This is a genomic window from Polynucleobacter brandtiae (genome assembly GCF_002797575.1).
In the GTDB taxonomy this organism is placed as follows: domain Bacteria; phylum Pseudomonadota; class Gammaproteobacteria; order Burkholderiales; family Burkholderiaceae; genus Polynucleobacter; species Polynucleobacter brandtiae.
The window spans coordinates 244,458-257,546 of record NZ_PGTX01000002.1 but is presented as its reverse complement, the minus strand read 5'-3'; the positions used below and the strand labels follow the sequence as shown (position 1 = coordinate 257,546).

The 13,089-nt window shown below is 46.5% G+C and carries 13 protein-coding genes and 1 tRNA gene; 3 read left to right on the top strand and 11 right to left on the bottom strand.

The window, feature by feature from the left end; genetic code table 11:
* The first annotated feature begins 7 nt into the window (after window positions 1–7).
* Window positions 8–83 (top strand) — tRNA-Thr (locus B0G85_RS05355).
* A gap of 78 nt (window positions 84–161) precedes the next feature.
* On the opposite strand, the gene B0G85_RS05350 is transcribed toward B0G85_RS05355, so the two are convergent.
* The 6 genes from B0G85_RS05350 to hemA form a co-directional block, all read right to left on the bottom strand.
* On the bottom strand, window positions 162–1,487 hold the full coding sequence (locus B0G85_RS05350; protein WP_232725957.1) for an MFS transporter: 1,326 nt from the start codon (window positions 1,485–1,487) through the stop codon (window positions 162–164).
* 15 nt (window positions 1,488–1,502) lie between these two features.
* Window positions 1,503–2,777 carry a DNA recombination protein RmuC gene (locus B0G85_RS05345; protein ID WP_100379420.1) on the bottom strand — a complete coding sequence of 425 codons (1,275 nt, stop codon included), beginning with the start codon at window positions 2,775–2,777 and terminating at the stop codon, window positions 1,503–1,505.
* A gap of 46 nt (window positions 2,778–2,823) precedes the next feature.
* Window positions 2,824–3,135 carry a Grx4 family monothiol glutaredoxin gene (grxD, locus tag B0G85_RS05340; protein ID WP_100379419.1) on the bottom strand — a complete coding sequence of 104 codons (312 nt, stop codon included), beginning with the start codon at window positions 3,133–3,135 and terminating at the stop codon, window positions 2,824–2,826.
* Between the two features lie 94 nt (window positions 3,136–3,229).
* A complete protein-coding gene (gene prmC / locus B0G85_RS05335; protein ID WP_100379418.1) occupies window positions 3,230–4,108 on the bottom strand; it encodes a peptide chain release factor N(5)-glutamine methyltransferase in 879 nt (292 codons plus the stop codon).
* 11 nt (window positions 4,109–4,119) lie between these two features.
* A complete protein-coding gene (gene prfA / locus B0G85_RS05330; RefSeq protein ID WP_100379417.1) occupies window positions 4,120–5,199 on the bottom strand; it encodes a peptide chain release factor 1 in 1,080 nt (359 codons plus the stop codon).
* Window positions 5,200–6,516, bottom strand: a complete 1,317-nt coding sequence (gene hemA, locus B0G85_RS05325) for a glutamyl-tRNA reductase (RefSeq protein WP_100379416.1) — start codon at window positions 6,514–6,516, stop codon at window positions 5,200–5,202.
* Between the two features lie 29 nt (window positions 6,517–6,545).
* Here hemA and B0G85_RS05320 point away from each other — a divergent pair, with 29 nt between their 5' ends.
* Window positions 6,546–6,824: a hypothetical protein gene (locus B0G85_RS05320; protein ID WP_232725956.1), complete on the top strand. Its 279-nt coding sequence runs from the start codon at window positions 6,546–6,548 to the stop codon at window positions 6,822–6,824.
* 47 nt (window positions 6,825–6,871) lie between these two features.
* Here the strand turns inward: B0G85_RS05320 and B0G85_RS05315 are convergent, their stop codons facing one another.
* From B0G85_RS05315 to B0G85_RS05300, 4 genes are read right to left on the bottom strand one after another with little or no spacing between them, the layout of a single operon-like run.
* Window positions 6,872–7,648, bottom strand: coding sequence for a uracil-DNA glycosylase (locus B0G85_RS05315; protein WP_100379414.1), 777 nt, complete (start codon window positions 7,646–7,648; stop codon window positions 6,872–6,874).
* Window positions 7,648–9,435, bottom strand: coding sequence for a M61 family metallopeptidase (locus tag B0G85_RS05310; RefSeq protein WP_232725955.1), 1,788 nt, complete (start codon window positions 9,433–9,435; stop codon window positions 7,648–7,650). The genes B0G85_RS05315 and B0G85_RS05310 overlap by 1 nt, the downstream gene beginning before the upstream one ends.
* Window positions 9,436–9,438: 3 nt before the next feature.
* A complete protein-coding gene (locus B0G85_RS05305) occupies window positions 9,439–10,155 on the bottom strand; it encodes a DsbC family protein (RefSeq protein ID WP_100379413.1) in 717 nt (238 codons plus the stop codon).
* Window positions 10,148–11,422, bottom strand: coding sequence for an FAD-dependent monooxygenase (locus B0G85_RS05300; RefSeq protein WP_100379412.1), 1,275 nt, complete (start codon window positions 11,420–11,422; stop codon window positions 10,148–10,150). The genes B0G85_RS05305 and B0G85_RS05300 overlap by 8 nt, the downstream gene beginning before the upstream one ends.
* A 39-nt stretch (window positions 11,423–11,461) precedes the next feature.
* Here B0G85_RS05300 and ychF point away from each other — a divergent pair, with 39 nt between their 5' ends.
* Entirely contained in the window at window positions 11,462–12,556 is a 1,095-nt protein-coding gene (gene ychF, locus B0G85_RS05295; protein ID WP_100379411.1) for a redox-regulated ATPase YchF, read from the top strand.
* A gap of 87 nt (window positions 12,557–12,643) precedes the next feature.
* On the opposite strand, the gene B0G85_RS05290 is transcribed toward ychF, so the two are convergent.
* Window positions 12,644–12,991, bottom strand: a complete 348-nt coding sequence (locus tag B0G85_RS05290; RefSeq protein ID WP_100379410.1) for a hypothetical protein — start codon at window positions 12,989–12,991, stop codon at window positions 12,644–12,646.
* Between the last annotated feature and the right edge of the window lie 98 nt (window positions 12,992–13,089).

Genomic DNA, 13,089 nt, shown 5'->3' with positions numbered 1-13,089 from the left:
GATCGTTGCCCCTTTAGCTCATCTGGTAGAGCAACTGATTTGTAATCAGTAGGTGGTCTGTTCGAGTCGGACAAGGGGCACCACATTTAAAGACCTAAATTGATCATGCATTTAGGTCTTTTTGCTTTTAGAAGTGCTCTTAGTGGATTAAAGAAACAGATCTAAAGAAGCAGATCTGTTTTCTTGGTTTCAGGCAGATAAAGCAAAGCAACAACAGCCCCACAACCCAGAAATACCGTGGGATACCAAAGCCCGGCAATGCTGTTACCAGACCATTGATTCAAGCCAGTAACAATCAGAGGTAATAATCCCCCGATCCACCCCGCCGCTAAATTATGGGGGAGGGTGGCTGCACTATTTCTATTCTTTGCCGGAAAAAGCTCTGCCAGTAATGCCGATTGCGGTCCGATCACCAGTGCCAGTGAGAGGGATAGGGCGGTCAGAATCAACCCTATTTGGACTACGAAAACGTCATTGCTCGATTGAAGATACTGCGCACTGAGTATCTGCAAAATCTCAAATGCCGGATAGATCAATACCGCCCCGAATATCAGACCACAGACCACCACTGGTTTTCTACCAACTTTATCGGATAGCCATCCTGTAAAAATAGTCAGCGGGAAAAGAACCAAGGTCGCATAGATACTGAGTTGATCTACCAAGGCGCTAGGAAGGTGGGCTGCTGTTTTCAGAAAAATGGCCGTGTAAACCTGTACACAGAAAAACAAGATGGCACCACTGGATGAAACACAGAAAAAGAGTAGAAACATTCTCTTTCGAATTTCTGGGTTCTTAAAGTTATTGATCAACTGCGATTCAACTTTTGCACCATGCTTACTAAGTTCTAGAAACACAGGGGTTTCTTCTAAAGATCTACGTATCCAAAATGCAATGATCAGGAGCAATAGGGACATCCAAAATGGTACACGCCAACCCCAAGACTGGAATTGGTCATCGCTAAGATAGTGCCGAAGTAGGGCCACCTGAATAGTCGATACTAAAATGCCTAGAGGACCCATGAGTTGTAAAAAACTAGTCTTGAACCCACGATTTTCTTGCCCTGCGTGTTCAGTAAGGTAGACCGCACTCCCACCAATTTCACCGCCGGCAGAAAGGCCTTGAAGTAGTCTGAGGCCGACTAACAAGACTGCGGCCCAAATGCCAATATCGGCATAGGTCGGTAAAAATCCAACGCTCACAGTAGCAACACCCATGAGGCTAATTGTCATCATGAATACGGGCTTACGACCAATGCGATCGCCCAATGATCCAAAAAAAGCGGCACCAAGTGGTCGCACAACCATACCCACACCAAAGGTCGCTAGACTGGCTAGAAGAGCCGTATTGGGGTCGCTAGAAGGAAAGAATAGGGGGCCAAAAATGACAGCTAAGGTAGCAAAAGTTAGAAAGTCATACCACTCTAAGAAAGTACCAAAGCAGGCTGCAACAGCTACTTTTCTATAAGAATGGGGATCTGATTTTGTCAAAATCAAAAGAGCCGTTTATTCAGGATCTGCAGCAGATTCAATCAGGGGGCTTGATAAGCTCTTACTAGGTTTAACACCTAACTCCCGTACTTTTTCTGCAGTCCGAATGAGGTTGCCTTTGCCAGACTTCAATTTGTTAAACGCATCATGGTAGCTAGTTTGGGCTTGATCCAATCGCTGACCTAATTTTTCTAGGTCATCCACAAATCCGACAAACTTATCGTACAAGCTGCCGCACTGTTTTGCGATCTCTAGCGCATTGCGATTTTGGTGGTCTTGGCGCCAGAGATGGGCTACAGTTCGCAGCGTAGCCATCAAGGTGCTGGGACAAACTAAAACAATATTTTTAGAGAGGGCTTCTTGATAAAGATTAGGCGCTGTTTTTAAGGCCAGCAAAAATGCAGGCTCAATGGGAACAAACATCAGCACAAAGTCTACCGAGCCAATACCGTAAAGTGCACTGTAGTTCTTCGAAGACAGCCCCTGAATATGCTGCCGTAGTGATTGAATATGAGCCGCTAATTCTTGTTCGGCAATGGCGGGGTCAGTTTCTTGGGCATGCCGTGCATACGCAGTAATCGATACCTTACTATCGACTACAAGACTTCTTCCCTCAGGAAGCTTGACCACTACGTCAGGTTGGAGACGTGAACCATCAGTCAGAGTATGACTATCTTGAACCAAATACTCCTCACCTTTGCGTAGGCCAGAAGATTCTAGGATGGACTCCAATACCAGCTCACCCCAATTACCCTGCACTTTAGAATCCCCTTTTAATGCTTGCGTTAGGGAGCGGGTCTCATCAGACATGCGTAGATTGAGATTGGCCAGGCGTTCTATTTCATTTTTAAGGGCAAAGCGTTCGCGCGCCTCATTACCGTAAGACGTATTAACTTGTTCTTTAAATTCACTTAGTTTGGTCTGTAGTGGTTTGAGCAATGCATCTAGACTAGCCACATTTTGCTCAGCAAAGCGTTTGGATTTGTCTTCCAAAATTTCATTTGCTAGATTCTTGAACTGACTGGTGAGGGCTTCTTTAGCTTCGTTGAGAGACTCAATTCTGCCAAGGCCTTGCTTGCGTTCAGAATGTAACTCTGCCTCTAGTCGAATAGCCTGTTGCAGGGCCTGATCGCGCTCAGTTCGTAAAGTGGTGGTTAGAGCCCCTTCATTCTGAATTTGCTCTTGCACTCGCATGAGGGCAGATCGCAAGTTCAGCGCATAAACTAAAAGGCCTGCACATATACCCAATGGCAGGCCAAATAAAAGCAGGGTGCTTAAATCAAATGTCACGAATGGAACAAATGCTCAAAAATATCAATAGGATGAGTTTGAGTAATTAAGCCTGCACTAAGGTTTTTAGTTCGCCGCTCTGAAACATCTCAGTCATGATGTCTGAACCGCCAATAAACTCACCATTAATATACAGCTGCGGAATAGTAGGCCAGTTTGAAAATTGCTTAATGCCTTGGCGAATACCTTCATCTTCGAGCACATTGACTGTGAAGATGTCGTTTACACCACAGGTGCGCAAGATGTTGATCGCATTGCCGGAGAAGCCGCACTGAGGAAACTGTGCGTTGCCTTTCATGAACAGCACTACAGGGTGGCTAGTCACGATTTCTTGAATTTTTGCTTGGTTATCCATCATTTTTTCCTAAAATACGTCGTTAATATGCTGCTGTTAATAAATTGAATTTTAAGCCTATATAGAAAAAAGGGCTAATAAGTGTCTTGGTCGAATCCTATGAGTGATCGGATCGACTTTTCCTGGCAGAGGCGGCGCGGTGATGACCCGCCAAATCGAGATGCACTTCAATATCCACCAAGCCTGCCATACCCATGAGCTGAACTACGGCTTCAGACTGGTCAAATCCATGTTCTACGGCAATGAAACCCCCTGGCTTTAAGTATGAATCCGCCTGGGAAATAATTGCTTCTAAGCAGGTAAGCCCACTGGCGAAATCTGTGAGGGCGGATGATGGCTCAAACCGCAAATCCCCCTCAATTAGATGGGGATCATGATTGGCAATATACGGAGGATTGCTCACAATGACGTCAAAGCGCATTTGGGCGTCAAGCGCCTCGTACCAATTGCCCTTAGCAAATTTCACCCTATTGCTAAGCCCTAATAATCGTGCATTTTCTTGTGCAATCAACAATGCATCTTCCGATTGATCTGTTGCGGTGCAGCTTACCTCTGGGGCAGTACTGGCAATGGCAAGAACAATCGCGCCAGAGCCCGTTCCTAGGTCTAGCAATTGAATTGGCCCGCTTTGCCCCTGGATCTGGGGTAGCCGACTGATTTGGGCTAAGGCAAGATCGACTAGCAATTCAGTTTCAGGGCGAGGAATGAGGACGCCTGGAGCAACCAGTAGTTCAATATTGTGAAATCCTTTTTTCCCTAAGACATAAGCAATCGGCTCACCTTGCATTCTGCGCGCCTCCAGGTTTTGCCATGCCCTCTGGGCTTCCTCATTGAGCACCATATCGTCACGAGACATTAAGGCAGATCGAGGGAGCTGATAGTGCTGCTCTAAAATGTACGCCAGCAGAATTCGTGCTTCTTTGGGCGGCAATGTTGAGTTACTGAGTAATGCCTTTAATGAGCGGGTTGCATCCATCTGAGAGGTCGTTAATGATCGCCTAGTGCCGCCAGTAGTTCCGCTTGATGCTCAGAAGCAAGGGCATTACATAGATCGTCCAAGTCGCCATCCATCATGGAGTCAATTTTGTAGAGCGTGAGATTAATTCGATGATCTGTAATCCGACCCTGCGGGAAGTTATACGTCCGAATACGATCACTTCTATCGCCAGAGCCTACTAAAGACTTACGGGTTTGCGCTTCGAGTTGATGTTTTTCTCGTTCACGGGCATCCATGATTCGAGAAACCAATACTTTCATAGCCTGTTCGCGGTTGCGATGTTGACTACGATCATCCTGACACTCCACCACAGTGCCCGTGGGTAAGTGCGTAATACGGACTGCAGAATCTGTTTTATTAATATGCTGACCACCTGCCCCAGAAGCGCGAAAAGTATCAACGCGTAGTTCAGCGGGGTTGATTTTGACGGCTTCTAATTCATCAGCTTCTGGCATCACTGCAACTGTGCACGCCGAGGTATGAATACGTCCCTGAGTCTCAGTTTGGGGAACTCGCTGCACGCGATGACCGCCAGATTCAAACTTGAGGCGGGAGTAGACCGATTGACCAACTAGGCGTAGGACTACTTCCTTGTAGCCACCTAAATCGGATTCAGCAGCATTCACAATTTCTACTTTCCAGCCTTGGCGCTCTGCAAAGCGGGTGTACATCCGATATAGATCACTCGCAAACAGAGCACTCTCATCACCGCCAGTACCAGCTCGGATCTCCAAAAACACATTACGCTCATCATTCACGTCTTTGGGAAGCAATAGTTTTTGCAATGTTTCTGCTAGCACCTCCATCGTCGCCTGTGCTTGCTTTTGCTCCTCATCAGCAAAGTCCTTCATATCAGGATCTTTACGCATTTCCTCGGCTGCCTGAGCATCTGACTCAGCCTGTTTATATAAACCGAACTGCTCAACCACGGTGGCAATATCTGCATGCTCACGCGTGAGCTTACGATATTGATCCATATCTTTCGTAGACTCTTGAGTAGTTAACAGGGAGTTGAGTTCGGCTAAGCGCGTATCTAGATGATCTAACTTAGCCCGCATGCTAGGCTTCATCTAATGATCTTCTGGCTTAGTGTGTGAGGAAAATAATTTGGGTAGTAATTTAATGAGTGCATCACGCTCGGCACCATGAGAGTGTTGCAAAGCATGTAGGGAGCCATGTAAAAACTTATTAGTTAAGCCTTGCGCCATTGCGTTGAGCACTTCTTGAGGGTCATCACCCCGCATCAAGCGTTTCATAGCGCGATCGAGCTCAAGCTGTCTGAGATGTTCACCCTGTTGTTGAATATCCTGAATCAATGGAACGGTTTTACGACCCTGCATCCAGTGCATAAAGTTTCCAACACGATCTTCAATAATCGCTTCGGCTTGACTTACTGCAGCATGGCGCAAAGAAGCACCTGTTTGAATCATGACGCCAAGGTCATCTACGGTGTAGAGATACACATCATTTAAACGAGAAATCTCTGATTCAATATCACGCGGCACTGCTAAATCGATCATGACCATAGGCTTATGGCGGCGTTGCTTAAGCGCACTCTCAACCATGCCTAAACCAATAATTGGTAAAGATGATGCAGTACTAGAAACAATGACATCAAATTCATGCAGTCGACTAGGAAGATCGGATAATTTCAAGGCCTCTGTGTTGATGTCCTGATTGGCTATAGCATCCGCTAATTCTTGACCGCGCTCGGTTGTTCGGTTAGCAATTGCTATTACCTTTGGTTTGCGCGCAGCAAAATGGGTTGCACATAGAGCGATCATTTCTCCGGCACCAATAAAGAGTACGCGTTGGTCTGCAATGGTTTCAAAGATCCGCTCTGTAAGTCGCACTGATGCGGCTGCCATCGACACCGAGTGGACGCCAATCTCTGTAGAGCTACGTACTTCTTTAGCGACTGCAAATGTCTTTTGAAAAAGTTGGTTGAGATAGGTTCCAAGGACGCCTGCATCATTGGCGGTGCGCACAGCATCCTTCATCTGACCTAAAATTTGGGTCTCTCCAATCACCATCGAATCTAGTCCACAAGCTACTCTGAAGGCATGTCGCACGGCATCAGACTGGGGCAGCGCATACACGTGGGGTTGTAAGCTGCTTGCCGCTAACTGTTGGGTTTTGGCTAGCCAGTCAAAGGTGGCTTCATGTAATAAGCTAGCTGCATTGGCGTCATTTGCGGCGCAGTAAATTTCCGTACGATTGCAGGTAGATAAAATAGTGGCTTCTGGCAGCCCAGCCTGATTCGCGCCAACCAGATGTTGGCGAAGATCGTGCAACGCTTCTTGAAGAAATTCAGGGGCAAAGGCCACTTTTTCTCGAATAGCAATCGGCGCTGTGTGATGATTGATGCCAAGTGTCAACAACTTCATTGTGTGATTATAGAATTGATGCGCTATTAATGGGGGTTGCAATGGGGTTTTTGGCTTTTTTACTAATCGGCAGCGTATCCGGCTTATTTGCCTGGGTGTCTTATCCAGGTCCCCAATCACTCAAACCACTCAAACTATCGCGTCAAAAGTGCCTTTGGGCAGCTCTGATCGGTTTCCTAGCGGCTTTCGCCAGCTCTTTCGCAGGGCAGTGGGCCGGATTCTTCCAATCCGGACAAATGCTGGAATGGCTCAGTGCCATTGTGGCTGCTAGTGCGTCAGGCTACCTTTATGCGGTGATTGCTAGGTAGCAAACTAAGTATCTAACTAAGTATCTAACTAAGTGCCTAATAAGTACCTAGCTAAACAGCGAGCCTTGATCTGATGCAAAGAGATCCTCTCCAGATTGGTTTACCCAGCATATTGGGCTCAGACCATGTTCTGTTAACCATGTATTGGCTTTCTTAAAGTGCCCACAACTGGCTTTTCCATCAGGCTGTAAGAATGGCTGATCGGTTTTATATACCCCCAGTCCTGAGGGGTGGGAGGACTGCAGGATGAGCTGCTGAGACCCCGATTCAATGAGGGCTAGCTTGGACTGGGCATGTCCACCCCACAGCATCCAGACAAGATTTGGTTGGTACTTGACCAACTCAGCAATCAGTCGATCAATGAGCGATTTCCAGCCTAGGTTTGCGTGGCTTCCTGCTTCGCCTAATTTGACGCTCAGCGCTGTATTGAGCAGGAGTACACCTTGCTTTGCCCAGTCATGCAAATCTCCGCTAGCAAGAGCACCAAAGCCCTCTAAAGCCAATGCTTTGCGAATATTGCGAAGAGAGCTTGGGAATTGGCGAGAGTTGAGGGGGATATGGCCAGGAACAGAAAAGGCTAGGCCTTGAGCAAGGCCTGGTGAATGGTAGGGATCTTGGCCCAGAATCACCACCTTGACATTAGAAAGGGCAGTCAGCGATAAGGCTTTGAAGAAATTCTGGGGCTCTGGCCTAATCAGGCTACCTTCCAAATCAATTTCTGCTTGAAGCTTACTTTGTAGAGTTTGCCATTGGGCAGACTCAAAGTAATCACCTAATAGACTACGCCAATCTTCAGGAATATCTGTAGGAGAAAATGCCGTCATTAATGCGCTGCAGTTAATGCATATTGTGCCGGCATTTGATTCTCTTCTAATGTAGTCATGCATTGATGCTCTAGATCATCCCTATAAAAGCTGATGGTGATGACTTGTTTGCTTACAAGGCTAGATAAAATTATATCTAGGCGTGCTGCAGTGATGCGTTCCCCATTGATGCTGGCAAGCAAATCTCCAGGGGCAAGTCCAGCTAGTTGCGCTGCACCGCCATCAAGCACATGGGATATCTTGAGCCAGCCATTTGAATCGACATGACGCATACCCAACTGAAGTTTAATTTTCTCTAGCTTGGTATATGCTTTTGTTTGAACTGAAATATAGTTTTGGTCAAACCATTTCTGTAGCGGAATATCTTCAACGCCAAAAATATAGCGGGCTTTAAATGCGCTCCAGGTTTTATGAAAACCAGGACCCAATAATTCCATCATCAAGTCATTAAGACCATCCTCTGCAATGCCATTCATGGTGAGGCCATGACGTTGCCAAATGAGGCGCATCAAATCATCCAGTGAAAGTTCGTTCAGGGTAAACATCCGAATTTGAAGATCCAGACCTAGGGCAAGCAGTGCCCCTTTGCCGTAGTAGCTCACTACTGCGTTGGGCGTGTTTTCATCTGCTTGGTAGTACTTCGTCCAGGCATCAAAAGAGCTGTCAGCCAAACTTTGCTTATGTCTTCCGGGGCCTCGCAGAACGCCATTCCAATGATTGGCAACGAGCTTAAGATAGGTCTTTAGATCAATCCGTTTACTACGTAATAGCTGTAGATCATCGTAGTAACTCGTAAAGCCTTCAAATAACCAAAGCAGGCGCGTATGGTTTCTGCGATGAAGTTGGTAGGGTTGAAAGGCTTTAGCTTGAATGCGCTTAACAAGCCAGGCATGGAAATATTCATGACTACATAGACCGAGGAACTCACGATAAGCAGTTTCATCTAAGGGTGTGTGGATCTGTGGGATCTGATCCCGTCGACAAAGCAGGGCAGTGCTATCGCGATGTTCAAGCCCGCCATAGCCGGCAAGTACCGCATTGACTAGAAACAGGTAATTCTCAAACGGAGCCTGTTTCGTTGCGGGCTCAAAAAGATCAATGGTGCACGTACAGATAGCTTGTAGATCTATTGCCAATCGCGCTAAATCCACTTCATGGATACATCCCTGAATCGCCATGCTGTGGGAAACGCCATTGGATTTCCAATGCGCAATCTGAAACACGCCCAGAGCAATCGGATGATCCAGCAAATCATCATAATTTTTGGCAAGATAAAAGCCATAGCCTTGGCTGTCAACCTTGGCTGCGCGCAAACTCGTCTGCACTGTCCAATCATCAGCAGATGCATCTTGAGGTGGTATTAGGACTAGGGCGCAAGGTAATAGCTCTTGACCCTTCACAGATAAACACAAACTACTAGCATTGATAAAGGCGCGATCAGTACCTAGATAAGCAGTGCGAACGGAAGAATCAAATGCATATACCGTAGTCAGAATATCAACAGGTCCAACTACATTAGGTAAGCGCCACTGATCATTATCGATTCGTTCAAGTGTTAACGGTTGATTTGGCTTGTCAGCAACATAGGCTTGAATTGTTTCAATGTGTTTACTAAAGTCCCGAATTAAATAGCTTCCTGGAATCCAGCTTGGCATTTGGACGATCTGCCCGCTAGGAAGTGGGTTGTCAATACGAAGCTTGACATGAAAGCGGTGGCCATTTAGATCGGCTGACCAAATCGTATATTGAATAGCGGGCCAATCTGAGGGGTGAGGGGTTTTCATCATCAGTTACTTCAAACTACTAAATTTCTTTTCAATATCTGCAATTTGTACTGCACCTGGAAAGCGACTACCATCAGTAAAGAAAAGGGTGGGTGTGCCTGTGATGCCATAGGTTTTTGCAAAAGCCGTATTTTTGTCTAAGGGGGTTGTGCAGTCGCTCTTGCCGCTAGGTGCGATGCCATTAATCATCCAGTCAACATAGGTTTTTTGTGGATCTGCAGAGCACCAAATTTGCTTAGACTTCTGTGCAGAGTCGGCTGATAGAATCGGAATCAAATAGGTATAGATCGTGACGTTATCTAGTTGCTGTAAGGATTTTTCTAGGCGCTTGCAATAGCCGCAATTGGGATCTGAAAACACGGCGAGTTGCCGAGTCCCATTTCCTTTGACGGCTTTTAAGGCATTGGCTGGAGACAGCTCAGACCACTTAATTCGATTCAGATCAGCCTGTCTTTGCTCGGTAATATTTTTGCCGCTAGCAAGTTCAATAATTTCACCTTGAATGAGGTATTTAGCGTTGGTATCGGTATAAAACACATCGTTACCAACCATGACCTCATAGATGCCGCTAATAGGTGAGGCGCTCACGCTCTTAATCTTGGTGTTGGCGCCAATCTTTTTTTGAAGCTCAGACTTAATCTGTTGCTCAGACTGTGCCTGTAGAGGCCCCACTGAAAGGAGGAGTGCACATACAGCAGCAAGGTTAAAAAATAGTTTATTCAAGATTAATATCTCCAAGGGCGCGTTCAATCAGACGCCGTTTTATAAAGTGACTGCGATTCACCATGCCTAGACCCCAGTTGCGTAATTGACGCTCTGTCGCACTGCTGGCCGAGAATAATTTTTTGAGTTTATCGGTTACCCACAAGAGCGCGCTAGTATCGCCTTGACGTTGTCGCTCATATCGACGCAACAACACCTGATCATTTAGCAACCGAAAGGATTCTCTTTCACCAATAATCTGCAGCAGGCTTGCTACATCTCTCAAGCCTAAATTTAAGCCTTGTCCTGCAAGTGGATGGATCACATGAGCAGCATCACCGATGAGTACTACCTGCGGATTTTCTGCTGGCCCAATAAATCGATCGGCCTTCATTTTCTTGAGTGGAAAGGTGGCTACTTTCGAGTGCAGCGTCAAGACGCCCAACTGCGCTACGAGCGCACCCTGAGCAATATTGGAAAACGCCTCAGTCCAAGCTGTTTGATCTAGCGTTAAAAGATGATTTGCGTTTTCAGTAGAGGTAGACCACACCATTGAGACTTGTTTGTTTGGTAGGGGCAGCATGGCAACAATATCGCCGCCGGGTAAGAACCATTGGTAGGCAGTTTCAAGGTGGGCACGTGTGCAAGTCCAGTTGGCTACTACCGCATTTTGCGAATAGCTTTCTTCACTAATCGAAATACCTAATTCATTTCGCATGGGTGAGTTTGATCCATCGGCTGCAATCAGCAGCTTTGCATGAACTTCAGAGCCATTCGCAAGGTGTAAGTCCACCCCATGAGAAAGGATTGCTAGCTTCTCTACGGATGAATTCACGCGCTCTAATTTATTTTGAAAGCGCGATGCCTGATCTAATGTGTGCTCAATTAAGTTGGCTTCCCCAATCCAAGCAAGCTGGGGTACACCTGCCTCAAAAGCGGAAAGATGCAGTTGATCTTGCTTATCGCCGCGATCACCAAAAATTTTCATATCTCTTACTGCCTGTAGGCGTCGGTGATCGAGTGCGTCCCAGAGCTGTAAATAGGATAGTAATTTTTGGGTGCCTGGTGAAAAGGCATAAATGCGTTGACCCCATTGATCACCATGAGGTTCAGGAACGGCAGACCCAAGGTCAGGCGCTATCTGAATGGTTTGAAGGCCTAGCCGTGCTAAACCCAGCGCGCATGCCTTGCCGACAATGCCACCTCCCACTACGGCAACATCAACCGCCCTCAATTGGGCAGTTTTTTTGGGTAATTCACTAGGAATATTTTGGCGCGCTTCTGACATATCTCGATGATATCGAAAGTAGCCCTTTACAATAGCGTCATGTCTTTAAAATGTGGCATCGTCGGCCTGCCTAACGTCGGCAAATCTACCCTCTTTAACGCGCTTACCAAGGCTGGGATCGCGGCGGAAAACTATCCTTTCTGCACGATCGAGCCTAATGTAGGCGTAGTAGAGGTTCCTGACCCCCGTCTGGCCGCTTTGGCTGAGATAGTCAAGCCTGAGCGAATATTGCCTGCTGCAGTCGAGTTCGTCGATATTGCGGGCTTGGTGGCCGGTGCCTCCAAAGGCGAGGGGCTTGGCAACCAATTCTTAGCCAACATTCGGGAAACCGATGCTATTACCCATGTTGTGCGTTGCTTTGAAGACGCGAACATCATTCACGTCGCAGGCAAGATTGATCCGATCGCCGATATTGGGGTTATTGACACTGAGCTAGCCTTATCTGACCTTGCTACCGTTGAAAAAACACTCAATCGCTCTAGTAAAGCTGCCAAGTCTGGTAACGATAAAGATGCGGCTGCCCTGGTTGCTGTGTTGACTAAGGTTCAGGCCCATCTTGATCAAGCGCTACCTGTACGCAGTATGGATTTGACGGAAGACGAACACCTTCTATTAAAGCCGCTTTGCCTCATTACTGCAAAACCTGCCATGTATGTTGCCAATGTCAAAGAAGATGGCTTTACAAATAACCCACACCTTGATGCTGTAAAAGAGCATGCTGCCAAAGAAGGCGCACCAGTAGTAGCAGTATGCGCCGCTATTGAGGCTGAAATCGCCGACTTGGACGATGCTGACAAAGTGGAGTTTTTAGCTGACCTTGGCATGCAAGAGCCAGGCTTAGATCGCGTGATTCGGGCGGGATATGACCTATTAGGTTTGCAGACTTACTTTACCGCTGGCGTAAAAGAAGTTCGGGCGTGGACTATTCACAAAGGAGATACCGGACCTCAGGCTGCTGGAGTGATTCATACGGACTTTGAGCGGGGGTTTATTCGTGCGCAAACGATTGCTTATGAAGATTTCATCCAGTTCAAGGGAGAGTCTGGCGCCAAAGAGGCGGGTAAGATGCGCGCTGAAGGTAAAGAGTATGTCGTTAAAGATGGTGATGTATTGAACTTCCTGTTTAACGTCTAAATCCACTAGCGATCAAACATAAAAAGCCCTTAATCTAGGGCTTTTTTAGTTTTATTCCCCAACAGTAGGGGGAAGAATAGATCCAAATTAAGCTGCTTTAACAGCCTTTTCTAGGCATTTAGAGATTTCTTCATAGCGCTTTAAGGCTATTTTGGAAGGAAGTACCTCTTTTTTGCGACCATCATCATTGCTTACCATCTTGATGTAACCCATAGCACTCAGATTTTTCAGGCGCCCGTGGAGAGTGGCTTGTGAGCCTAGCTCAGACAATGAAATCAGGTCACCCACTAACAGCAATTGTTGAGCATGAAATCCTAAAACAATTTTATTGAGCAATTCTTGCTCAATGCTGTCTAAACTTTTGCCAGGATTCATGCGATCCAAGGCATCGAGAAAATTAAGGAAACGAAGATATGATAATTTTGGTTTATTCATGAGGGTGAATACTAAAAGGCCTAGCGGTAAAGAAAATTGATTTAGGTCATTAACTTAGATTATATAGTGTAAACCCTTATCCTCAGGAAATCCATCGG